Genomic DNA, 22,134 nt, shown 5'->3' on the forward strand with positions numbered 1-22,134 from the left:
CAGCTGAGCTCACAGGCGACCAAGGTCGTTGACCAGAGCCAGCAGCATCACCCCGATCACCAGGCTGATACCAATCTGCATCCCCCAACCCTGCACCCGTTCGGACAGTGGGCGGCCTCGCACCCACTCGACCAGGTAATAAAGCAGATGTCCGCCATCCAGAACCGGAATGGGCAGCAGATTGAGAACGCCCAGGCTGATACTCAGGTAGGCGAGGAAATTCAAAAAGTCCCCAAGGCCGGACTCGGCCGAAGCGCCCGCCACTTTAGCAATGGTTATCGGCCCGCTCAAGTTTTTTACCGAGAGCTCACCGAAGAGCATTTTCTTCAGTGAATCGAGGGTCAGAAGGCTCATCGTCCAGGTTCGCGCGCCCGCTTCGCTGACCGCCTCCAGCGGCCCGTAGCTGATTTCGCGGAGCATCTGCGCCGGCCATTGCGCTGGCGCCACGCCCGCGCCGAGGTAGCCGGTGGCCGCCTCACCCTCGCCCTTCGAGGCCAGGGTAACGGGCACTTCCAGACGCTGACCATCGCGCTCCAGGGCAATGGCGACCGACTTGCCCGGCAGCCCGCGCACGCGGTCGACCAGCTCCTGCCAATCGCTCAGGGCTTGCCCATCCAGCGCCAGCAGGCGGTCGCCGATGCGCAGGCCGGCGGCCTGGGCCGGACCTTCCGGATCGAATTCGGCGAGCACCGGCGCCAGGCTCGGCCGCCACGGCCGAATGCCCAGCGAGGCGATCGGATCGGGCTCGTTGGCGCCACGCAGCCAGTTGTCCAGTTCGACGCGATGCGCCGTATCCGCACCGCCATCGGGGTGGCGCGTGGTGATCAGCAGCTCGCCGCTTTCACCGAGGCGGCGCACCAGTTGCAGATTGACCGCCGACCAACCCGTGGTGGCCTTGCCGTTGACCGCAACGATTTCCTCTCCCGCCTGCAGGCCGGCAACCTGGGCCAGGCTGCCCGCCTCCACGGCACCGATGACCGGCCGCACCTGCTGGCTGCCGAGCATGGCCACCAGCCAGAAGAACAGCAGGGCCAGGGCGAAGTTGGCAGCCGGCCCAGCGGCGACGATGGCGAAACGCTGCTTGACGGTCTTGCGATTGAACGACTGCTCGACCAGCTCCGGCGGCACGTCGCCTTCGCGCTCGTCGAGCATCTTCACGTAGCCACCCAGCGGGATGGCGGCGATCACGAACTCGGTACCCTGGCGGTCATGCCAGCGCACCAGCGGCGTGCCGAAGCCTACGGAGAAGCGCAGCACCTTGACGCCACAGCGACGCGCGACCCAGAAATGACCGTATTCATGAAAGGTCACCAGCACCCCGAGGGCGATCAGGGTGCCGACGATCATATAGAGTGCGCTCATGCCACCTCTCCACGCTTCAACCACTGCCCGGCCAGCTCCCGCGCGCGGCGGTCGGCTTCGAGCACGGCATCGAGACAGTCCACCGCGACGACCGGCTCTGCCTCGAGAACGCCGCCAATGATACGCGCGATATCGGTAAAGCGAATCCGCCGCTCGAGAAATGCCGCCACCGCCACTTCGTTCGCGGCGTTGAGCATCGCCGGCGCACTGCCGCCGGCCTGCGCCGCCTCACGCGCCAGGCGCAGGCAGGGAAAGCGAACGTCATCTGGGGCCTGGAAGTCCAGGCGCGCCACGGCAAGCAAATCCAGCGGCGCGACACCCGAGTCGATGCGCTGCGGCCAGGCCAGGGCGTGGGCGATGGGCGTGCGCATGTCGGGGTTGCCCAGCTGGGCGAGCACCGAGCCGTCAACGTAATCGACCAGGGAATGGATGACGCTCTGCGGGTGGATCAGCACCTCCACCTGTTCCGGGCGCGCATCGAACAGCCAGCAGGCCTCGATCAGTTCCAGGCCCTTGTTCATCATGCTGGCCGAGTCCACGGAGATCTTGCGGCCCATCGACCAGTTGGGGTGGGCGCAGGCCTGCTCGGGCGTTACCGCATGCAGCGACTCGGGCGTGGCCTGACGAAACGGCCCGCCGGAGGCGGTGAGCAGGATGCGCCGCACGCCGACCGGCTGCAGGCCACGGGCGTAATCCTGGGGCAGGCACTGGAAGATCGCGTTGTGCTCGCTGTCGATGGGCAGCAGCACCGCGCCGCTCTGGCGCACCGCGCGCATGAACAGCGCGCCGGACATCACCAGGGCTTCCTTGTTGGCCAGCAGCACCTTCTTGCCGGCTTCGACCGCGGCCAGGGTCGGCTTGAGCCCTGCCGCGCCGACGATGGCCGCCATCACCGCATCCACCTCGGCATGGGCGGCGACCTCGCACAACCCGGTCTCGCCGGACAGCACCCGGGTATCGAGCCCGGCCTGCTGCAGGCGCACCTGCAGATCGGCCGCTGCCGCGGCATCGGCAACCACGGCGAAACGCGGACGATGGATGACGCAGAGCGCCTCCAGCTCGGCCAGACGACTGAAAGCGGTCAGGGCGAATGCCTGGTAGCGCGACGGGTGACGGGCGATGACGTCAAGGGTGCTCAGGCCGATCGAGCCGGTAGCGCCCAGCACGGTGATCTGCTGAACCTGGCTCACAATGCGCCCCAGCCCGCCAGCCACAGCAACATGGCGAACACCGGAACCGCCGCCGTCAGGCTGTCGATGCGGTCGAGCACGCCGCCATGCCCCGGCAGCAGGTTGCTGCTGTCCTTGATGCCGGACTGGCGCTTGAACATGCTTTCGGTGAGGTCGCCGACCACCGAAATCAGCACCACCAGCGCAGCGGCCGGCAGCGCCAGCAGAAACTGGGTGAACGACCAATCGCGATACAAGCCCACCACCACCGTCAGCAGCAGGCTGAGCAGCAGCCCGCCGACCAGGCCTTCCCAGCTCTTGCCGGGACTGACCCGCGGTGCCAGCTTGCGCTTGCCGAAGCGCTTGCCGGAAAAGTAGGCGCCGATATCCGCCACCCAGACCAGCGCCATCACCGCCAGGATCAGCCAGTTGGCCAGCTGCCACTGCTTGATCACCACCAGCCCTTGCCAGGCCGGCAGCAGAATCAGCAGGCCGATCGCCAGGCGCCCCGGCAGGCCGCCCCAGTAGCGGCTGCTAGCCGGGTAGTTGAGCACCAGAAAGGTCGCGAACGCCCACCACAGCACGCCCACGGCCAGCAGCCAGGGCGCCAGGGCAGGGGCGACGTAAAGCAGATAAAGCAGCACCGCCACCAGCGCCCCGTAGGCGATACGTAGCGGCTGCACGGAAAGACCCGCCAGGCGTGCCCATTCCCAGGCACCGAGCACGACCACGACGGCGATGAACAGCGCGAACGCGCCGCCTTCGAGCAGGAAGAAGCCTGCCAGGGCGATAGGCAGCAGGATCAGCGCCGTAATGATTCGTTGCTTGAGCATCAGGCGCGGGCCTCGGCTTCGACTTGTTCACTGGTTTTGCCAAAACGCCGCTGGCGCTTGGCGAAATCCGCCAGCGCTGCGCGCATGGCGTCGTGCTTGAAGTCCGGCCACAGCAGGTCGGAGAAGTACAGTTCACTGTAGGCCATCTGCCAGAGCAGGAAATTGCTGACCCGATGCTCGCCGCCGGTGCGAATGCACAGATCGGGCAGCGGCAGCTCACCGGTGGCCAGGCAGCCCTGCAGCAGGCGCGGGGTGATGTCCTCGGGCTGCAGATGGCCGCCCTGCACTTCCCGCGCCAGGCGCTGGGCGGCCTGGGCGATATCCCACTGACCGCCGTAGTTGGCGGCGATCTGCAGGATGAAGCGCTTTTCGCCAGCCGCGCCGGCGGTGGCCGCTTCGGCTTCGCGCATGGCGGCCTGCAATTCGGGATGGAACCGCGAGCGGTCGCCGATGATGCGCAGGCTGATGCCGTTCTCGTCGAGCTTGCGTGCCTCGCGGCGCAAGGCGCTGAGGAACAGCTCCATCAGCGCGCCGACCTCGTCGGCCGGGCGCTGCCAGTTCTCGCTGGAGAAGGCGAACAGGGTCAGCACTTCCACGCCGGAATCGGCGCAGACCTCAATCACCGCGCGCACCGCATCGACGCCCGCCTTGTGCCCGGCGACACCGGGCAACAGGCGCTTGCGCGCCCAGCGGTTGTTACCATCCATAATGATCGCCACGTGCCGTGGAACGGCCATCACGGCACCGACTTTGCAATTGTCCATGGCGACTTCCTGGCCGTCAGACGGCCATCAGGTCCGCTTCTTTCTGCTTCACGGCGACGTCGATCTCGGCCACGAACTTGTCGGTCAGCTTCTGTACGTCGTCAGCAGCGCGACGCTCTTCGTCTTCGCTGATTTCCTTTTCCTTGACCAGATCCTTGAGCTGGCTCATGGCGTCGCGACGGATGTTGCGCACGGCAACACGGGCGTCTTCGGCAGCATCACGGGCCTGCTTGGTGAAACCGCGACGGGTTTCTTCGGTCAGCGCCGGCATGGTGACCAGCAGCAGCTCGCCCAGGTTGGTGGGGTTGAAACCCAGGCCGGAGCTCTGGATGGCCTTGTCGACCGCGCTCAGCATGCTGCGCTCGAACGCCACCACCTGCAGGGTGCGCGAATCCTTGACGGTCACGCTGGCGACCTGATTCAGCGGGGTGTCCGCGCCGTAGTACGGCACCATCACGCCGCCGAGGATGCTGGGATGAGCCTGACCGGTACGAATGCGGCTGAATGCGTGAGCCAGCGATTCCAGGCTCTTCTGCATGCGGGCCTGGGCGTCCTTCTTGATTTCGTTGATCATTCTTTACCTTCCTCGACCAAAGTACCTTCGGCGCCGCCCACCACGACATTGAGCAGGGCACCCGGCTTGTTCATATTGAAAACACGCAGCGGCATGTTGTGATCCCGGCACAGGCAGATGGCCGTCAGATCCATCACGCCCAGCTTGCGATCGAGCACCTCGTCATAGGTGAGGCGATCGAATTTTTCCGCATGCGGATCCTTGAACGGATCGGCAGTGTACACACCATCCACCTTGGTTGCCTTCAGCACCACATCGGCGTCGATCTCGATACCGCGCAAGCAGGCGGCCGAGTCGGTGGTGAAGAACGGGTTGCCAGTGCCAGCAGCGAAGATCACCACCTCACCGGTTTTCAGGTGGCGCATGGCCTTGCGGCGATCGTAGTGGTCGGTGACGCCGACCATGGAGATGGCCGACATGACCAGCGCCGGGATGTTCGAGCGCTCCAGGGCGTCGCGCATGGCCAAGGCGTTCATCACCGTGGCCAGCATGCCCATATGGTCACCGGTGACCCGATCCATGCCGGCGGCGCTGAGCGCGGCACCCCGGAACAGGTTGCCACCGCCAATCACCACCCCCACCTGCACGCCGATACCGACCAGCTGGCCGACTTCCAGCGCCATGCGATCGAGCACCTTGGGATCGATGCCGAAATCTTCCGAGCCCATCAGGGCCTCGCCGCTGAGTTTGAGCAGAATGCGCTTGTAGCGCGGTTGACGACCACTCACCTGCTGAGCCATTACCATTCTCTCCTGCGGCGTAATAAAAACCTGCGAACCGAGTGGCTCGCATATCGAGCGCTTCGACAGCGCTCACGACCGTGAGTGCCACCGGCACCGACCGTCGTTTCGAAAAAAATCCCCTTTGAAAAAGAGGCCGCGCGCGTGAGCGGGCAGCCTCTTCTGGGGCGCTAGCTAAGCAGTTATCACTGCTTGCTGGCAGCAACCTGAGCAGCAACTTCGGCAGCGAAGTCGGTCTCGGCCTTCTCGATGCCCTCGCCCACTTCGTAACGAACGAAGGAAACGACTTCGGCACCGGCTTTCTTCACCAGGTCACCGACCTTGACTTCCGGATCCATGATGAAGGCTTGCTCGACCAGGCTGGCTTCGGCCAGGAACTTGGCGATACGGCCCTTGACCATGTTCTCGACGATGTTTTCCGGCTTGCCGGCGATCTTCTCGGCGTTGAGCTGCAGGAAGATTTCCTTTTCCTTGGCAACCAGTTCCTCGGAAACCTGGTCCGGGGAAACAACGGCCGGGTTGGACGCCGCCACGTGCATGGCGACGTGCTTGGCCAGCTCGTCGTTACCGCCCTTGAGGACCACCAGAACACCGATGCGGTGGCCGTGCAGGTAAGCACCAACGGTGTCACCGGAAACGGCGGTCAGACGACGGATGTTGACGTTCTCGCCGCACTTGGCAACCAGCGCTTCACGAGCGGATTCGCGCGAGGCGATCAGCGGAGCGGCTTCGCTCAGGTTCTTCTCGAAGGCTTCGTCCAGGCTTTCCTTGACGAAGGCCTTGAAGTCGTCCTGCAGAGCCAGGAAGTCGGTCTGCGAGTTGACTTCGATGATCAGGCCACGGTTGCCTTCGACGCGAACGGCGATGGAACCTTCGGCAGCGATGTTGCCAGCCTTCTTGGCGGCCTTGATGGCGCCCGAAGCGCGCATGTCATCGATCGCTTTCTCGATGTCGCCACCAGCGGCAACCAGGGCCTTCTTGCACTCCATCATGCCTTGGCCGGTACGCTCGCGCAGTTCCTTGACCAGTGCTGCAGTAATCTCTGCCATCTTGAAAATCCTCTTGGTAGGTCTTCAACCATCACCCGCAGGGCGGGCGATCAAATCTGTGAGTGACAAAAAGGGGGCCTAGCCCCCTTTTTGCGCAGCGCATAACACGAGATGCTCTGCGTTACCGCTTAGCCTTCGGCAGCTTCTGCGGCCGGTGCTTCTTCGACGAACTCTTCGGTAGCGCCGCCGGTGTTGCTGCGACCACGGATCACAGCGTCGGCCATGGCACCCATGTACAGCTGGATGGCGCGGATGGCGTCGTCGTTACCCGGGATGATGTAGTCAACGCCTTCCGGGCTGCTGTTGGTATCGACAACGCCGATGACCGGGATGCCCAGCTTGTTGGCTTCGGTGATCGCGATGCGCTCGTGATCGACGTCGATGACGAACAGTGCGTCCGGCAGGCCGCCCATGTCCTTGATACCGCCCAGGCTGCGATCCAGTTTTTCCAGATCACGGGTGCGCATCAGGGCTTCTTTCTTGGTCAGCTTGCTGAAGGTACCGTCCTGGGACTGTACTTCCAGATCGCGCAGACGCTTGATCGAGGCACGGATGGTCTTGTAGTTGGTGAGCATGCCGCCCAACCAGCGATGATCGACGAACGGCGAGCCGCAACGAGCTGCTTCTTCGCGAACGATCTTGCCAGCGGAACGCTTGGTGCCGACGAACAGGATCTTGTTCTTGCCAGCAGCCAGCTTTTCAACGAACGACAGGGCGTCGTTGAACATCGGCAGGGTCTTTTCCAGGTTGATGATGTGAATCTTGTTGCGCGCGCCGAAAATGTACTTGCCCATTTTCGGGTTCCAGTAACGGGTCTGGTGGCCGAAGTGCACACCGGCCTTCAGCATATCGCGCATATTGACTTGGGACATGATAGTTCCTTGATAAGTCGGGTTAGGCCTCCACGCATCCCAATTCCCAACCCTTGCGGGCACCCAGGAAATCGTGTCGATACGTGTGTGGGGTTAGGCTTTCGGGGTCTACCCCGTAAAGCGGCGCGTTTTATACCACAGGAAGCAGCCGTAAGCTACAAGCAGCAAGCCATAAGCCGAGTGGCTGACTCCCTGAACCACTCGAGCCTAGCTCAAGATCGGCGCCCTGCTCGTACTTGTAGCTTGCAGCTTGTGGCCTGCAGCTTAGAATGGCGTCCTTTACAGAGCTACCGAGATCACCATGACCGTCACCCTGAAGACGCCCGACGAAATCGAGAAAATGCGCATCGCCGGTCGCCTGGCCGCCGACGTGCTGGAGATGATCGCCGAGCACGTCAAACCCGGCGTCACCACGGACGAACTCAATACCATCTGCCACAACTATATCGTCGACGTGCAGAAGGCCATCCCCGCCCCGCTCAACTACGGTGCGGCGCCGGGCCGCCCGGGTTTTCCGAAATCCATCTGCACCTCGCTCAACCATGTGGTGTGCCACGGCATCCCCAACGACAAGCCGCTCAAGGAAGGTGATGTGATGAACATCGACATCACCGTGATCAAGGACGGCTACTACGGCGACACCAGCCGCATGTTTCACGTCGGCAAGGTGCCGGAGTGGGCCGAGCGCCTGTCGCGTGTCACCCAGGAATGCCTTTATAAAGGTATCGAAGTGGTTCGCCCCGGCGCGCGCCTCGGCGATATCGGCGAAGTGATCCAGAAGCACGCCGAGAAGAACGGCTTCTCGGTGGTACGCGAGTTCTGCGGCCACGGCATCGGCTCGGTGTTTCACGAGGATCCGCAGGTGCTGCACTACGGCCGCGCCGGCACCGGCATGGAGCTCCAGCAAGGCATGACCTTCACCATCGAGCCGATGATCAACCAGGGCCGCCCGGAAACCCGCGTGCTGGGCGACGGCTGGACCGCGATCACCAAGGATCGCAAGTTGTCCGCCCAATGGGAGCACACCTTGCTGGTCACCGCAGACGGCTACGAGATCTTTACCCTGCGCAGCGACGACACCATCGCCCGCACCTCGGCCTGATACGAGCACCCACCTATAGATGAAGGAAGGCCGCCGCATGTCGCTGCTAGACGCCGAGTTGTTCGATCGCGGCCAGTTCCAGGCGGAACTGGCACTCAAGTCCAGCCCCATCGGCGCCTTCAAGAAAGCCATCCGCCGCGCCCACGAGGTGCTCGATGCGCGCTTTCGCGACAACCGCGACGTGCGCCGCCTGGTCGAGGACCGCGCACGCTTCACCGACCAGATCCTGCTCGAAGCCTGGAACCGCTTCACCTGGAGCCGCGAGGCGGAAATCGCCCTGCTGGCGGTGGGCGGCTATGGCCGCGGCGAACTGCACCCCTATTCCGACATCGACCTGCTGATCCTGCTGGGCGGCGACGACCAAGAAACCTTCCGCGAGCCCATCGAGGGCTTTCTCACCCTGCTCTGGGACATCGGCCTGGAGGTCGGCCAGAGCGTGCGCTCGGTGGCCGAGTGCGGCGAACAGGCGCGCGCCGACCTGACCGTCATCACCAACCTGATGGAAAGCCGCACCATCGCCGGCCCCGAGCACCTGCGCGAGCGCATGCAGGAAGTGACCGCCACCGCCCACATGTGGCCGAGCAAGGCGTTCTACCTGGCCAAGCGTGACGAACAGAAGGCCCGCCACGCCAAGTACAACGACACCGAGTACAACCTGGAGCCCAACGTCAAGGGCTCGCCCGGTGGGCTGCGCGACATCCAGACCATCCTGTGGGTGGCGCGCCGGCATTTCGGCACCCTGAACCTGCACGCCATGGTCGGCCAGGGCTTTCTGCTGGAAAGCGAATACGCCCTGCTCGCCTCGTCCCAGGAGTTTCTCTGGAAGGTGCGCTACGCCCTGCACATGCTCGCCGGGCGCGCCGAGGACCGGCTGCTGTTCGACCACCAGAGCAAGGTCGCCGAGCTGCTCGGTTACCACGAGAGCGATACCAAGCGCACCATCGAGCGCTTCATGCAGAAGTACTACCGCGTGGTGATGGCCATCGCCGAGCTGAGCGACCTGATCAACCAGCACTTCGAGGAAGAAATCCTCCGCGCCGGCGACAGCACGCCGGCCAAGCCACTGAACAGCCGTTTCCAGGTACGTGACGGCTACATCGAGGTGACCCACACCAACGTCTTCAAGCGCACGCCGTTCGCCATCCTCGAGATCTTCGTGCTGATGGCCCAGCACCCCGAGCTCAATGGCGTGTGCGCCGACACCATCCGCCTGCTGCGTGACCACCGTTACCTGATCGACGACGAGTTCCGCCGCGACATTCGCAACACCAGCCTGTTCATCGAGCTGTTCAAGTGCGAACAGGGCATCCATCGCAACCTGCGGCGCATGAACCGTTACGGCATCCTCGGCCGCTACCTGCCGGAGTTCGGCCATATCGTCGGGCAGATGCAGCACGACCTGTTCCACATCTACACGGTCGACGCCCACACCCTCAATCTGATCAAGCACCTGCGCAAGTTCAAGTGGCCGGAACTGGCGGAAAAGTTTCCGCTGGCCAGCAAGCTCATCGACAAACTGCCCAAGCCCGAGCTGATCTACCTGGCCGGGCTGTACCACGACATCGGCAAGGGCCGCGGCGGCGACCACTCGGAACTCGGCGCCCTGGACGCCGAAGCCTTCGGCCATCGCCACCACCTGCCCGCCTGGGACACCGGGCTGATCGTCTGGCTGGTGCAGAACCACCTGGCGATGTCGACCACCGCCCAGCGCAAGGACCTGTCCGACCCGCAGGTGATCAACGACTTCGCCGCCTTCGTCGGCGACCAGACGCACCTGGATTACCTCTACGTGCTGACCGTGGCCGACATCAACGCCACCAACCCGACGCTGTGGAATTCCTGGCGTGCCAGCCTGATGCGCCAACTCTACACCGAGACCAAGCGGGCGCTGCAGCGCGGCCTGGAAAACCCGGTGGAGCGCGAGGAACAGATTCGCCTGACCCAGGGCGCCGCGCTCGATACCCTGGTCAACGGCGGCACCGACCCGGATGACGTCGAGCAGCTGTGGTCGCAGCTGGGCGACGACTACTTCCTGCGCCACAGCGCCGAGGACGTCGCCTGGCACACCAATGCGATCCTCCAGCACCCGGATGACGGCGGCCCGCTGGTGCTGATCAAGGAAACCACCCAGCGCGAATTCGAGGGCGGCACGCAGATCTTCATCTACGCGCCGGACCAGCACGACTTCTTCGCGGTGACGGTGGCGGCCATGGCGCAGCTGAACCTGAACATCCACGATGCGCGGATTCTCACCTCAACCAGCCAGTTCACCCTCGACACCTATATCGTGCTGGAAGCCGAAGGCGGCTCGATCGGTGACAACCCGGCGCGCATCCGGCAGATCCGCCAGAGCCTGGTCGACACCCTGATGCACCCGGACGAGTACCCCAGCATCATCCAGCGCCGCGTGCCGCGCCAGCTCAAGCACTTCGCCTTCGCGCCCCAGGTGACCATCCACAACGATGCCCAGCGGCCGGTGACCGTGGTCGAGCTCACGGCGCCGGATCGACCGGGCCTGCTGGCCAAGATCGGGCGTATCTTCCTGGATTTCGACCTGTCGGTGCAGAACGCCAAGATCGCCACCCTGGGCGAGCGGGTGGAGGACGTGTTCTTCGTCACCGATGCCAACAACCAGCCGCTGTCCGACCCCGAGCTGTGCGCGCGCCTGCAGCAGACCATCATCACCAAGCTGTCGGCCAGCAGCCCCAGCCCGACACAGATCAGCATCTGAATGCAGCGCGGGCCCCATTCGGGGCCCGCGCTGCAGGGGTCAGATCCGGAAGCTGTCCACCAGTTGCTTGAGCCGCCCGACCTGCTGATCCAGCTCGGTACAGGCGCTCAGGCTGGCCTGCAGGTTGCGCACACCGTCCTGGTTCAGGGTGTTGATCTCGGTGATGTCCATGTTCAGGCTCTCGATCACCGAGGTCTGCTCCTCGGTGGCGGTGGCCACGGACTGGTTCATGCCGTCGATCTCGCCGATGCGGCGGGTCACGCCACGCAGGTTCTCGCCGGCCTGACCACCGATGCGCACGCTGTCGTCGCTGAAGCGGCGACTCTCGCTCATGGTCGTCACGGCATCGCGTGCCCCCGACTGCAGCTGTTCGATCATCTGCTGGATTTCCTGGGCCGAGCTCTGGGTGCGCTGGGCCAGGTTGCGCACTTCGTCGGCCACCACCGCGAAACCGCGACCCGCCTCGCCGGCACGCGCCGCCTCGATGGCGGCGTTGAGGGCGAGCAGGTTGGTCTGCTCGGAGATGCCCTTGATGACGTCGAGGATCTGGCCGATATCGTTGCTCTTCTCGCTCAGCAATTCGATGTGGTTGCCCGAGGCCTGGATCTTGTCCGACAGGTCACCCATCGAGCCCAGGGTGCGCTCGACCATGCCCTGACCTTCCTCGGCATCGCGGCGCGCCTCGCTGGCCTGAATCGATGCATCGGCGGCGTTGCGGGCGATCTCCTGGGCAGCGGCGCCCAGCTCGTTGATCGCCGCGGCGACGCTGTCGGTGCGCGCCGCCTGCTCGCTGGAGTTGCCCATGGAGGCATTGGAGGCCTGCACCACGGTGCTGACCCGGGCATGCACTTCGCGGGTGGTCGAAGCCACTTCGCGAATCGACTCGTGGATACGCTCGACGAAGCGGTTGAAGGCCCCGGCCAGTTCGCCGAATTCGTCGCCGGAGTCGATCTTCAGACGCTGGGTCAGGTCGCCCTCGCCTTCGGCGATGCCACTCATGGCATCGCTCATCACGTGCAATGGGCGCAGCAGGATGCGAATCAGCGCACCGAGCAGCAGCAGGATGGCGATCACCCCGATGACCGTGGAGGTCAGCGCCGAAATACGGAATTCGCGCAACGCCGCGAACGCCTTGCCCTCGTCGACCGACAGGCCGACGTACCAACGCACGCCGGCCAGGCCCTGCACCGGCAGGAAGGTGACGATGCGCGCACTGCCATCGATGCCGATGGTGTTCTGCAGACCGGATTCCAGGCGCGGCGTGGCCTCGGGGTAGAGCTCCGGCAGCTTCTTGAGCACCAGGCTCTTGTCCGGGTGCACCAGCATCGTGCCCTTGTCGTCGACCAGGAAGGCATAGCCCATGCCACCCAGGTCGAAGGAATTGAGGATGTCGTCGATGGTCTGCAGCTTGAGGTCGCCGCCGACCACGCCCTGCAGGGTGCCGCCGACGCTGACCGGCCGGGTGATGGTGATCAGCAGGCCGTCACGCGGGTCGGCCGCCAGGTAGGGCTCGGTCAGGCCCGGGCCGCTGCTGCCCGCGGCACTCTTGTACCAGGGACGCTGCCGCGGATCGTAGCCGGCCGGCAGCTCGCTCGGCGGAAACTGGGTATAGGTACCGTCGTTCTGGCCGTAGTAGGCGTACAGGAAGGCAGAGGCGATGCTGCGGTGCTGCAGGTTTCTGGCCAGCGGTGCCGGTGCGCTGTCGTCCTGCACCGCTTCGGCCAGGTTGTCGAGCAGTTGCATGCGCCCGGAAAGCCAGTGCTGGATGTTGCCCGTGGAAACCTGGCCGACATCATTGAGGTAGTTGGCCAGGTTGTCGCGAATCGACGTGCGCTGCAGGTAGTCGTTGTACAGCGCGAAGGACGCGAAGGCCGCAATGACCACCAGGGAAGCAGCCAGCATGATCTTGTGGCTGAATTTGAGGGTGCGCATGAAGGAGCTCTCGCTTAAAGGGATGCCGGGAGGATTACCTTCAGGCTATCGACCCAAAGCGATGCGGCTTTAGGGGCGCTTTCGAAAAATCTGACCAACACGTCAGCCAGATAAATGACGACGGAAAAAGCGCTTTTCCAGAGGGCGCTACGGCCTCCTGTCGCAGGCATTCGCGACGCTTTTGGTAGCCAGGCGATGCCCCCCAGCGCGGGGCAATATTGGTCAGCGCCGATAAGCAATTTTCCTGAGACGGCCCACGTGCTAGTGTCGACAACTTTGTCGTCGCCCCACAAAGGACCCGTCGGATCATCATGAACCACGCCCTCGCCCAGCTGCAGCCCTACCCTTTCGAAAAACTGCGTGCCCTGCTCGCCGGCGTCACCCCGGCGGCGGATCGCTCGCCCATCGCCCTGTCGATCGGCGAACCCAAGCACCGCTCGCCGGCCTTCGTGGCCCAGGCACTGACCGACAACCTCGACCAGATGGCCGTCTACCCCACCACCCAGGGCATCCCGGCGTTGCGCGAGGCCATCGCCACCTGGTGCGCACGGCGCTTCAGGGTGCCGGCCGGCTGGCTGGACGCTGCGCGCCATGTGCTGCCGGTCAACGGCACCCGAGAGGCATTGTTCGCCTTCACCCAGACCGTGGCACAGCGCGACGTCGATGGCCTGGTGGTCAGCCCCAATCCGTTCTATCAGATCTATGAAGGCGCAGCCCTGCTCGCCGGCACCCAGCCCCACTACCTGCCGTGCCTGGCCGAACACGGCTTCAATCCGGATTTCGACGCGGTAGCAGCCGAGGTATGGCAGCGCTGCCAGATCCTCTTCCTGTGTTCGCCCGGCAACCCGACCGGCGCCCTGATCCCGCTGGACACCCTCAAGAAGCTGATCACCCTGGCCGACCAGTACGACTTCGTGATCGCCGCCGACGAGTGCTACAGCGAGCTGTACTTCGACGAGGAAAACCCGCCGCCCGGCCTGCTGACCGCCTGCGCCGAGCTGGGCCGCAGCGACTTCAAGCGCTGCGTGGTGTTCCACAGCCTGTCCAAGCGTTCCAACCTGCCCGGGCTGCGCTCGGGGTTCGTGGCCGGTGATGCGGAGATTCTCAAGGCCTTCCTGCTGTACCGCACCTACCACGGCTGCGCCATGCCGGTTCAGACCCAGCTGGCCAGCATCGCCGCCTGGCAGGACGAAGAGCACGTACGCGCCAACCGCGACCTGTACCGCGAGAAGTTCGACGCCGTGCTGGCGATTCTCCAGGACGTGATGGACGTGCAACGCCCGGACGGCGGCTTCTACCTGTGGGCCAGGACGCCAGGCGATGATGCCGAGTTCACCCGGGCATTGTTCGCCAGGGAACATGTCACCGTGGTGCCGGGCTCCTACCTGTCCCGCGATGTGGAGGGTTTCAACCCGGGCGCCGGGCGGGTACGCATGGCACTGGTCGCACCGTTGGCGGAGTGCGTGGAAGCGGCGCAGCGCATTCGCCGCTTTATCGAAACCGCCTGAAGACCGAGCGCTGAGGGCACCCCCTCAGCCTCATGGCGTCACCCTGCCGTGCGGGTAACGGTCAGCACCACCGCGGCGATGCGTTCGACCTGCTCATAGCCGGGCTTGAGCAATTCCTCGCCGAACACGTCCGGGTCCATCTCCTCGTACCGCCAGGCCAGTGCCGGATCGCCCAGGGTGCGTTCGACGTAGGCCAGAAACGGATCCCCGGCCGCGGTCATCGCCACGCCCGTATACAGCAGCAGGCTGCCACCGGGGGCCAGGCGGCCGAGCGCCGCCTCGACGATGGCTTCGGAGAGCCCGGCCCCCAGCTCACCGCCACCATCGCGGTAGGCCCGGCTGTCGGCATCGAGCATGTAGGGTGGGTTGGCGACGATCAGATCGAACTCGCCGTCGACGTTTTTCAGCAGGTCGCTGTAACGCGCCTCAACGTTGCTCGCCCCGGCCAGCGCCGCGTTGATACGGGTGAATTCCAGTGCCCGGGGATTGATATCCACCGCCAGCACCTGGGCAGCCGGTCGCGCCTGGGCGATGCACAGGGCACCCGGCCCGGCGCCACAGCAGATATCCACTGCCCGCGACACCACTGCAGTCGACGGCATACCGAGAAAGGCATCGATGGCGCGCACGAATCGGTAGGTGTCGGGCCCGAAGAACACGGCGTCGGCCTGCACGGTCGGGTAGCGGGAGTGCACAAACAGCTTGCCTCCCAGGCTGGACCAGCGCACCGCGCTGGACAGCTGCGCGCCCTGTTGCTGCAGCACGCCACCGGCACGCATCAACTCGAGCAGCTCGTCCCCCACCACCTGTGCCTGGAACGGTCGGCTCCAGCCGAATACGCCGGCCAGGTCATGGGCCTGCCGGTTTTCCGGGCGGCCGTTGACCCGTTCGTGGGTCAACGGCGTACCGGTGATAAATCGATAGCCCTTCTGCTCGAGAGTCTGGCCAAGGCTCAATAGCGCCTGCTGTTGTAGGGTGTTTTGCTCGCTGTGCATCGATGCCCCGGATCTGATTATTGGAGATAGGCGTTGAACAGGCGCGTGGCCAGCAGCCCTGCCGGCGTGAAATGGCTGGCGGGCGACATCAGCTCGATCAGCTTGCTGGCCTGCTGTTGAGCCGGCATGCCGCGCAGTGCCGCATGCAGCGCCTGGGCTTCGTCGTCCAGGCCCATGGCCTGTTCGCCGCCCGCCGCTGCCGGACGGCGACGTGGACGACCACGGGTGCGCGCTGGCGCCCAGCTACCGGCGATCCAGTCATGCAGCAACTGCAGCTCATAGCTGCTGAACACACCGAACATGGCGGCTCGATCGCCCTGTACCAGCTGCCAGAAGCGACTGTTCTGCGGGTCCTCGTCGCGGCGGATCCAACCACGCTTCTGCAGGGCTTCGAGAAAGGCACGCACCTGACCGGGCTCGCTGAGCCATTCATTGACGGTGCGCCCTTCGATTCGGCAGTAATCGGAGTGCACCTGGGTGGCCACCTCGCGCTTGCGCTCGAGCATGGCGCACACCTCGTCTTCGAGATCGAAGGCGGCGATCACCGCGGTAGAGCCGATGCCCAGGTCGTTGAGCTGGTAGCCACGTATCACGCGGCGGTAGAACGCATCCCGATCGCCAACCACCGGCAGGTTTTCCAGCACCGCCTGCACGGCTTTCTGGGCATGGCCGGTACTGGCATTGTCGATGGTCACGTGCAACTGGAAGTAATAGGGATCGACATCCAGCTCGGTGAGCTCGTAGCTGGTGATCAGCAGGTGCAACGGCAGCTGTTCGTAGCCCAGGTTGTAGCCGATCACCTCGGGCAGGTAATCATCGGCCAGATGCCCCAGCGCCAGTTGCTGGGCACCCTGCAGAAAGTGCTCGTCTTCCAGTTCGGCCAGTTCGTCACAGCCATGCTGAGCCAGCAGTTGCTTGTAGAGCACCACGTGGTTCATGGCCGGAACGCCGTCGCCCAGTTCTTCGAGGTAGGTACGCAGCAGAGGACGCAGGCGCAGCTCCTGCCAATGCCGGAGCAACCCGTACAGCCAGGCCCCATCCACCAGCTTGGTGGGCGCGACGTGACGCAGGAAATACAGGGCATGGGCGCGATCGTGGAAGTACCGCCGTGGCGCACCCTGGCGCCGCTCCTGCAGGTACTGCCCATAGGCCTCGGTGGTGCGCAGCGCGGCACTACGCATCCAGTCCAGCAGCGCTTCGGGCTGCTCAGGCACGTCGCAAGGCAACGCCTGGGCCTTGGCCAGCTGGCCGTCCAGGAAGCTGCGCGCCTCGTTCAGCGCGCCCTCGTCCAGCTCGGGTTGCAAAAGACGCTCGTACAGCGTGCGAGCGGGACCGGCCTGAAGGAAATTGCAGCTTTGGCTGGACGTGGTGAAGATCGGCATCAAAGTCGTCATGGTCGGAGCCTTGCGTGGGCAGTTCAGGAGCACCGGTGAAACGAGGCGGCGCTCGATCGATTCTTGGAATGGCCGCGCGAGCGACGCGTCATGGCCTTATGAAATTGGGAGAAGGCCGGACGAGAAAAGATTCAACCTGAAGGATCAGCGGTCACCGCCATGCAGCCGGCGCCTCGCGCAGGATCAGGCACAAAAAAGCCAGGCCGAGCATCGCTCGCCTGGCTGTGGCCCTGCCCTCCGGCAGTGAGGCCGGCCCTTACTCGGGTTTGCGCGCTGCGCCCGAGCCGAGGTCAGCACCGGTGATCGAATCCAGCGTCGGATCCGAAGCGGTGCGCTTGGCCATCTGCAGCAGGGTTTCAGCCTGCTTGGCCGGCAGCATGACCTGGGCGGTGCCATCGCCACCATCGACCGCCGGTTGCGGATCGGCGACGAACTCCCACTGATCACCCTCGTTCCACGGCCCACGGCGATCCTCGTCACCCTGGGACATGTTGAAGTACACACTGGTGAACTCCGGCACGCCCGGCAGCTTGCCTTGCGGGAAGTTCGGCTGGATGGCATGCAGCGCCTTCTCGAAGGACTTCTGGTGCGCCAGCTCACGGGTCATCAGGAACGCCAGCGCATCCTTGATGCCCGGGTCATCGGTCACGTTGATCAGCCGCTCGTAGACGATCTTGGCCCGGGCTTCGGCGGCGATATTGGAACGGAAATCCGCCGTCGGCTCGCCGATGGTGTCGATGTAGGCCGCTGTCCAGGGCACCCCGGCGGAATTGGTCAGCGCCGGGCCACCGCCGTACAGCAGCGAGGTGATGTGCGAGTCGTTGCCGCCCTCGGTCAGCGAGCGGTACAGCGCCGCCTCCTCTTCCACGGCCTCGGCCAGATCACCCTTGGCACCCTTGTTGAGCATGCCGACGATCGAACCGATGATTTCCAGGTGGCTGAGTTCTTCGGTGGCGATGTCCAGCAGCAGATCCTTGCGGCCTGCATCGTCTTCGGCCAGGCCTTGGGTGAAATAACGCATGGCTGCAGCCAGTTCGCCCTGAGGGCCGCCGAATTGTTCGAGCAGCAAATTTGCCAGGCCCGGATTGGGGCCGGCAACTCTTACCGTGTATTGCAATCGCTTGTTATGTACGAACATGGACTGTTCTCCTCACCGGTAATCATTCCCTTCATGGTTCAGCTCCTCGCCCTCATCGGGCATGTAATACCGAATGCGAAAGTGCGCATCGAGTTCAAGCAAAAACAAACTTTACAATTAAGCGAAACGGCAATTCCTATTAAGCGAAACGGCAACTTCCAGCCTGCCTGCGCCTTGCCGTTTCGCTTGATAGCGTTTCGTTCAATACCGCTGGCGAAAAGTAATGAACCTGCACAACGGGTGCCGCCTCGGAACAGTACTTGTCTATAACCGCGAGATCCGATCATGACCACGAAACGCGAAAACCTGGTGAGCTGGCTACGCGATGCCCATGCCATGGAACAACAAGCGGAGCAGATGCTGACAGCACAAAAAGAGCGCCTGCATAATTATCCGAAGTTGCGCACGCGCATCGAAAAACATATCGAAGAAACGGTGGGCCAGCGCGAGGCCCTGGAACGGGCATTGACTCGCCTCGGTAGCGAGCCCTCCACCTTGAAGGATTTCAGCGGCAAGCTGATGGCGTTCGGCCAGGCCATGGGTGGCATGGTCATGAGCGACGAGGTCGTCAAAGGGGCCATGTCGGGTTATGTCTTCGAGACCCTGGAAATCGCCTCTTACACGGTATTGATCACGGCCGCCAAGGCCGTGGGTGATACCCAGACCCAGCAGGACTGCGAAACCATCCTGCAGCAGGAAATCGCCATGGCCGAATGGCTGCGCGAACACCTGCCGGAATTGAGCCAGGCCTTTCTGGATCGCTCCGACACGCCTGGCCTGGAGGCCAAGCGCTAGGCATTCGATAGGGTCCGCGAGATCTTGCAGGAAGCCGGCGCATGCGCCGGCTTCCTGCATTGCGGCTCAAGCTCGGTGCTCAAGGCTGCTGGTGGTGACCGGGCGTGGTGCCTGGCTCGTGGGTACGGGTGATCTTGCTGACCTGCACGTCGGTGATGCGCCCCTTGGCGCCCTCGTTCTGCACGTGCTGTTGCGCCTGCTCCACCGTCATGGTCTCGGCGTCGGATGATACTTCCAGATGCATCGGCTGGTTATCGCATATGTAATTGATCAGAAATATCTGCTCTTTCATGGTGATGCCTCGCTATCAAGTCGGCCTTGCGTAAAGTCCGCACAAGGCTGCGACGAATTTAATGCCATGGAAATAACAACATGCCAAGCACAACAATGCTGACTCTCTAGAGGCGCTCGCGTTCGACACATAAAAGTTTTAACGACGAGTCAAGCAGCGGCACAATGACAGCAAGCGGAGCAGCGCACTTCATATACAATCCTTATACAGCTCACTATCACAACACCATCACTTTTACCATTCATCGCCATCAGCACTTTTTTATTCGAACATTCCGCATCACCGCTCTCTCGAACTTTTACCTGCCGCTGATGGCAGGCCATACCGAGAGGATAGAGAAATGGCTAATACCGGAAATAACAATTCAGGCAACTTCGCTAACGATCGTGAAAAAGCCAGCGAAGCCGGCAAGAAAGGCGGCCAGAGCTCTGGCGGCAACTTTGCCAATGATCGTGAAAAGGCATCCGAAGCCGGTCGTAAAGGTGGCTCCAACAGCCATGGCGGACGATAAGCGTGGAGAACGGGAGGGATCCAACCCTCCCTTCTTCGACTAATTAACGAAGCGGTCTGCCGATGAATAAAAGACCGCTTCGTTAATCCCATTTCCTTTATCAATTCATGCCAATCGACAGCGGGCCACTGCCATTGCCGCAAAGTGCGGCGACAGCCGCGGTCACGACTTATCAAGGAGTCATCATGAAACGCACAGGTGTATTGATCAGCGCAACCGCCGCCCTGCTCTTGGGCTTCGCCGGCCTTGCCCAGGCGGCCGACAAGGTCAGCGCCAACGACTTCGCCGAAGAAGCGTCGGCCAAAGGCATCGCCGAAATCGAGACCAGCAAGCTGGCACTCGAGAAAGGCAGCCATGCCGAAGTCAAGAAATTCGCCCAAACCATGATCGATGATCACACTCGTGCCAACGATGAGCTCAAGGCACTGGCCGAGAAGAAGAACCTTCAGGTCTCCGATGACGCCGAGCTGATGAACAAGGCCAAGGCCATGATTCTGCAGGTACGCGACGGCGAGAATTTCGACAAGGCCTACGCGAACAACCAGGTAGTCGCCCACGAACAGGCCATCGAGCTGTACCAGAAGGCGGCAGCCTCGGATGATGCCGAAGTCAGCGCCTGGGCCAAGAAAACCCTGCCCAAGCTGGAGCATCACCTGGAGATGGCCAAAGAGCTGCAAAGCCAGACTCGCCAGTAATTTCAGCCCTGAGCCTGGCGAATGCCGGGCTCAGGCATGTTTGGAGATCACCATGATCGCGCGAATGGGCCTGGCGCTGCTGCCCTTTTTGGCCATTGTGCCGCTGAGCGGCTGCATCGCCACCAAGAGTCATTCCAACGTCGGCGTCGAAGGCGCCCCGGCCAGAGCCGATACCCGTTTGCTGGAAGCGGGCGCCGCGGCGCTGCAATCCCATCCCCCCGTCGCCGCGCTGAACGCCTACCTCGACGGCTTCCACTTCTACAACGGCAGGCAGGACGCGCAGATGGAAGCCCACCATTACTGCTCCGTGCTCAGCGAAGAACTGATTCAGTGCGTGATCTACGACGGCAACGTCAAGGACGCCAAGCTGATGGGCGTCGAGTACATCATCAGCGAACAGCTGTTCAAGACCCTGCCCGAAGAGGAAAAGACGCTCTGGCACAGCCACGTGCATGAGGTGAAGTCGGGCCAGCTGGTGGCCCCCGGCATTCCCGAGACCGCCGAGCATGCGCTGATGCGCAAGCTGGTACGCACCTACGGCAAGACCTGGCACACCTGGCATACCGATCAGAAGAAGAGCCTGCCACTCGGCGTGCCGCAGCTGATGATGGGCTTCACCGCCGATGGCCAGGCGGATCCACGCATGGTCGAGGAGCGCGACCGGCGCTTTGGCATCGACAGTGCGAAAAAACGCCAGAACCGCGCCGACATCGAACGACCCGCGGTGCTCCCCGGTGCCGATGCCTGGCAGAAGGGCAAGGTGTTCCAGATCGAAGACCCCACCGGTGCCCATGTCCATCATTGACCAGCCGCCTGGCCGTGCCGCCTTGCTATGGACGGCGGCGCGCTCGGCACAATGGGCATGGCCATGATCAGGATCCATCATCTCGATTGCGGCTGCATGTGCCCCTTTGGCGGCGCGCTGTTCGACGGTTTCAGCAAAGGGCCCAGGGCTCACCTGTGCTGTCACTGCCTGTTGCTGGAGACCGAGCGCGACGGCCTGGTGCTGGTCGATACCGGTTTTGGCGAAGGTGACGTGGGCGATCCGTCGCGGCTGAGCCGGATGTTCCGGTTGCTCAACAATATCCAGTTCGATCCGGCACGCACGGCGGTTGCGCAACTGCGCAAGCTGGGCTTTCAGGCAGCGGACGTGCGCCACATCCTGCTCACCCACCTGGACTTCGATCACGCCGGTGGCCTGGCCGACTTTCCCAATGCCACCGTTCACCTGATGCACGACGAACACGCCGCGGTGCAACAGCTCCGAGGCTTTCTGCCGCGCCGCCGCTTCGTCCCGGTGCAATGGCGTGGCATCAGTCGCTGGCAGCTGTACCGGGAAGAAGGTGATCAGTGGTACGGATTCGAGTCGGTGCGCAGCGTGATCGACGATGTGCTGCTGATTCCGCTGCGCGGCCGGTCATGCGGGCATCGCCGTGCGGGGCGAAGATGGCTGGGTGCTGCATGCGGGCGATGCCTACTTCTTTCGCCACGAGATCGGCCAGGCCTCGCGCCGGTGCCCGCCCGGGCTGCGCCTGTATCAGCGGTTGATGGACACCGACCACGACCGGCGGGTGCTCAACCAGCACCGCTTGCGAGCCCTGTCGCTGGAGCAGCCGCAGCTGGACATCTTCTGCAGCCACGATGCCCGCGAGCTGGCGCGCTATCCATAGGCCCGCGC

19 protein-coding genes and 3 pseudogenes are annotated in these 22,134 nt (G+C 63.5%); 8 read left to right on the top strand and 14 right to left on the bottom strand.

Annotated features, from left to right (window positions below):
- Positions 1–9: 9 nt before the first annotated feature.
- The 8 genes from rseP to rpsB form a co-directional block, all read right to left on the bottom strand.
- Positions 10–1,362, bottom strand: a complete 1,353-nt coding sequence (gene rseP, locus K8U54_RS04440) for a sigma E protease regulator RseP (protein WP_249909040.1) — start codon at positions 1,360–1,362, stop codon at positions 10–12.
- Positions 1,359–2,552, bottom strand: coding sequence for a 1-deoxy-D-xylulose-5-phosphate reductoisomerase (gene ispC / locus K8U54_RS04445; RefSeq protein ID WP_249909041.1), 1,194 nt, complete (start codon positions 2,550–2,552; stop codon positions 1,359–1,361). The genes rseP and ispC overlap by 4 nt, the downstream gene beginning before the upstream one ends.
- Positions 2,549–3,364 (bottom strand): phosphatidate cytidylyltransferase, encoded by an 816-nt coding sequence (locus K8U54_RS04450; RefSeq protein ID WP_249909042.1) that lies wholly within the window; start codon positions 3,362–3,364, stop codon positions 2,549–2,551. The genes ispC and K8U54_RS04450 overlap by 4 nt, the downstream gene beginning before the upstream one ends.
- On the bottom strand, positions 3,364–4,128 hold the full coding sequence (gene uppS / locus K8U54_RS04455) for a polyprenyl diphosphate synthase (protein WP_070884112.1): 765 nt from the start codon (positions 4,126–4,128) through the stop codon (positions 3,364–3,366). Before uppS ends, K8U54_RS04450 begins: the two co-directional genes overlap by 1 nt.
- A 16-nt stretch (positions 4,129–4,144) precedes the next feature.
- Positions 4,145–4,702, bottom strand: a complete 558-nt coding sequence (frr, locus tag K8U54_RS04460) for a ribosome recycling factor (protein WP_070884113.1) — start codon at positions 4,700–4,702, stop codon at positions 4,145–4,147.
- Complete coding sequence (gene pyrH / locus K8U54_RS04465) at positions 4,699–5,442, bottom strand: UMP kinase (RefSeq protein ID WP_013792516.1); 744 nt, start codon at positions 5,440–5,442, stop codon at positions 4,699–4,701. Before pyrH ends, frr begins: the two co-directional genes overlap by 4 nt.
- 185 nt (positions 5,443–5,627) lie before the next feature.
- The gene (gene tsf / locus K8U54_RS04470) at positions 5,628–6,491 is read right to left on the bottom strand and encodes a translation elongation factor Ts (RefSeq protein ID WP_249909043.1); all 864 of its coding nucleotides are present in this window, start codon (positions 6,489–6,491) and stop codon (positions 5,628–5,630) included.
- 128 nt (positions 6,492–6,619) lie between these two features.
- Positions 6,620–7,363, bottom strand: a complete 744-nt coding sequence (rpsB, locus tag K8U54_RS04475; protein ID WP_013792518.1) for a 30S ribosomal protein S2 — start codon at positions 7,361–7,363, stop codon at positions 6,620–6,622.
- Between the two features lie 301 nt (positions 7,364–7,664).
- Here rpsB and map point away from each other — a divergent pair, with 301 nt between their 5' ends.
- Both map and K8U54_RS04485 read left to right on the top strand, forming a co-directional pair.
- The gene (map, locus tag K8U54_RS04480; RefSeq protein WP_249909044.1) at positions 7,665–8,465 is read left to right on the top strand and encodes a type I methionyl aminopeptidase; all 801 of its coding nucleotides are present in this window, start codon (positions 7,665–7,667) and stop codon (positions 8,463–8,465) included.
- Between the two features lie 37 nt (positions 8,466–8,502).
- Positions 8,503–11,196, top strand: coding sequence for a [protein-PII] uridylyltransferase (locus K8U54_RS04485; RefSeq protein ID WP_249909045.1), 2,694 nt, complete (start codon positions 8,503–8,505; stop codon positions 11,194–11,196).
- A gap of 39 nt (positions 11,197–11,235) precedes the next feature.
- On the opposite strand, the gene K8U54_RS25290 is transcribed toward K8U54_RS04485, so the two are convergent.
- Complete coding sequence (locus K8U54_RS25290; protein ID WP_434060013.1) at positions 11,236–12,000, bottom strand: methyl-accepting chemotaxis protein; 765 nt, start codon at positions 11,998–12,000, stop codon at positions 11,236–11,238.
- Positions 12,001–12,138: 138 nt separating this feature from the next.
- A pseudogene (locus tag K8U54_RS25295) lies at positions 12,139–13,128 on the bottom strand (cache domain-containing protein); the annotation flags it as partial.
- Between the two features lie 311 nt (positions 13,129–13,439).
- Here K8U54_RS25295 and dapC point away from each other — a divergent pair.
- A complete protein-coding gene (gene dapC / locus K8U54_RS04495; protein ID WP_249909047.1) occupies positions 13,440–14,636 on the top strand; it encodes a succinyldiaminopimelate transaminase in 1,197 nt (398 codons plus the stop codon).
- A gap of 38 nt (positions 14,637–14,674) precedes the next feature.
- Here dapC and K8U54_RS04500 read toward each other — a convergent pair whose 3' ends face one another.
- The 3 genes from K8U54_RS04500 to K8U54_RS04510 form a co-directional block, all read right to left on the bottom strand.
- Positions 14,675–15,631, bottom strand: coding sequence for a methyltransferase (locus K8U54_RS04500; protein ID WP_249909048.1), 957 nt, complete (start codon positions 15,629–15,631; stop codon positions 14,675–14,677).
- Positions 15,632–15,648: 17 nt separating this feature from the next.
- The gene (locus K8U54_RS04505) at positions 15,649–17,025 is read right to left on the bottom strand and encodes an iron-containing redox enzyme family protein (RefSeq protein WP_249909049.1); all 1,377 of its coding nucleotides are present in this window, start codon (positions 17,023–17,025) and stop codon (positions 15,649–15,651) included.
- Positions 17,026–17,281: 256 nt separating this feature from the next.
- Positions 17,282–18,163, bottom strand: a complete 882-nt coding sequence (locus K8U54_RS04510; protein WP_249909050.1) for a manganese catalase family protein — start codon at positions 18,161–18,163, stop codon at positions 17,282–17,284.
- A gap of 285 nt (positions 18,164–18,448) precedes the next feature.
- On the opposite strand from K8U54_RS04510, the gene K8U54_RS04515 reads away from it, so the two are divergent.
- Positions 18,449–18,958: a ferritin-like domain-containing protein gene (locus K8U54_RS04515; RefSeq protein ID WP_249909051.1), complete on the top strand. Its 510-nt coding sequence runs from the start codon at positions 18,449–18,451 to the stop codon at positions 18,956–18,958.
- A 79-nt stretch (positions 18,959–19,037) separates the two neighbouring features.
- Here the strand turns inward: K8U54_RS04515 and K8U54_RS04520 are convergent, their stop codons facing one another.
- On the bottom strand, positions 19,038–19,250 hold the full coding sequence (locus K8U54_RS04520; protein WP_249909052.1) for a hypothetical protein: 213 nt from the start codon (positions 19,248–19,250) through the stop codon (positions 19,038–19,040).
- Between the two features lie 361 nt (positions 19,251–19,611).
- Here K8U54_RS04520 and K8U54_RS04525 point away from each other — a divergent pair.
- The 4 genes and pseudogenes from K8U54_RS04525 to K8U54_RS04540 all read left to right on the top strand — a co-directional run.
- A pseudogene (locus tag K8U54_RS04525) lies at positions 19,612–19,761 on the top strand (general stress protein); the annotation flags it as partial.
- Between the two features lie 185 nt (positions 19,762–19,946).
- Positions 19,947–20,456, top strand: a complete 510-nt coding sequence (locus K8U54_RS04530; RefSeq protein ID WP_249909053.1) for a DUF4142 domain-containing protein — start codon at positions 19,947–19,949, stop codon at positions 20,454–20,456.
- Between the two features lie 52 nt (positions 20,457–20,508).
- On the top strand, positions 20,509–21,261 hold the full coding sequence (locus K8U54_RS04535; RefSeq protein ID WP_249909054.1) for an OBAP family protein: 753 nt from the start codon (positions 20,509–20,511) through the stop codon (positions 21,259–21,261).
- Between the two features lie 66 nt (positions 21,262–21,327).
- Positions 21,328–22,126, top strand: a pseudogene (locus K8U54_RS04540) (MBL fold metallo-hydrolase).
- The last annotated feature ends 8 nt before the right edge of the window (positions 22,127–22,134 follow it).

Origin of the sequence: Pseudomonas fulva (assembly GCF_023517795.1) — a bacterium.
In the GTDB taxonomy this organism is placed as follows: domain Bacteria; phylum Pseudomonadota; class Gammaproteobacteria; order Pseudomonadales; family Pseudomonadaceae; genus Aquipseudomonas; species Aquipseudomonas fulva_D.

Bases quoted from the DNA above. Each gene is read 5' to 3' on its own strand.
- K8U54_RS04520 (WP_249909052.1), bottom strand. From the start codon at position 19,250: ATGAAAGAGCAGATATTTCTGATCAATTACATATGCGATAACCAGCCG.
- rpsB (WP_013792518.1), bottom strand. From the start codon at position 7,363: ATGTCCCAAGTCAATATGCGCGATATGCTGAAGGCCGGTGTGCACTTC.
- K8U54_RS04530 (WP_249909053.1), top strand. From the start codon at position 19,947: ATGAAACGCACAGGTGTATTGATCAGCGCAACCGCCGCCCTGCTCTTG.
- K8U54_RS04535 (WP_249909054.1), top strand. From the start codon at position 20,509: ATGATCGCGCGAATGGGCCTGGCGCTGCTGCCCTTTTTGGCCATTGTG.
- K8U54_RS04510 (WP_249909050.1), bottom strand. From the start codon at position 18,163: ATGTTCGTACATAACAAGCGATTGCAATACACGGTAAGAGTTGCCGGC.
- pyrH (WP_013792516.1), bottom strand. From the start codon at position 5,442: ATGGCTCAGCAGGTGAGTGGTCGTCAACCGCGCTACAAGCGCATTCTG.
- K8U54_RS04450 (WP_249909042.1), bottom strand. From the start codon at position 3,364: ATGCTCAAGCAACGAATCATTACGGCGCTGATCCTGCTGCCTATCGCC.
- frr (WP_070884113.1), bottom strand. From the start codon at position 4,702: ATGATCAACGAAATCAAGAAGGACGCCCAGGCCCGCATGCAGAAGAGC.
- K8U54_RS04505 (WP_249909049.1), bottom strand. From the start codon at position 17,025: ATGACGACTTTGATGCCGATCTTCACCACGTCCAGCCAAAGCTGCAAT.
- tsf (WP_249909043.1), bottom strand. From the start codon at position 6,491: ATGGCAGAGATTACTGCAGCACTGGTCAAGGAACTGCGCGAGCGTACC.
- rseP (WP_249909040.1), bottom strand. From the start codon at position 1,362: ATGAGCGCACTCTATATGATCGTCGGCACCCTGATCGCCCTCGGGGTG.
- K8U54_RS04500 (WP_249909048.1), bottom strand. From the start codon at position 15,631: ATGCACAGCGAGCAAAACACCCTACAACAGCAGGCGCTATTGAGCCTT.
- K8U54_RS04515 (WP_249909051.1), top strand. From the start codon at position 18,449: ATGACCACGAAACGCGAAAACCTGGTGAGCTGGCTACGCGATGCCCAT.
- K8U54_RS25290 (WP_434060013.1), bottom strand. From the start codon at position 12,000: ATGGGCAACTCCAGCGAGCAGGCGGCGCGCACCGACAGCGTCGCCGCG.
- dapC (WP_249909047.1), top strand. From the start codon at position 13,440: ATGAACCACGCCCTCGCCCAGCTGCAGCCCTACCCTTTCGAAAAACTG.
- map (WP_249909044.1), top strand. From the start codon at position 7,665: ATGACCGTCACCCTGAAGACGCCCGACGAAATCGAGAAAATGCGCATC.
- uppS (WP_070884112.1), bottom strand. From the start codon at position 4,128: ATGGACAATTGCAAAGTCGGTGCCGTGATGGCCGTTCCACGGCACGTG.
- K8U54_RS04485 (WP_249909045.1), top strand. From the start codon at position 8,503: ATGTCGCTGCTAGACGCCGAGTTGTTCGATCGCGGCCAGTTCCAGGCG.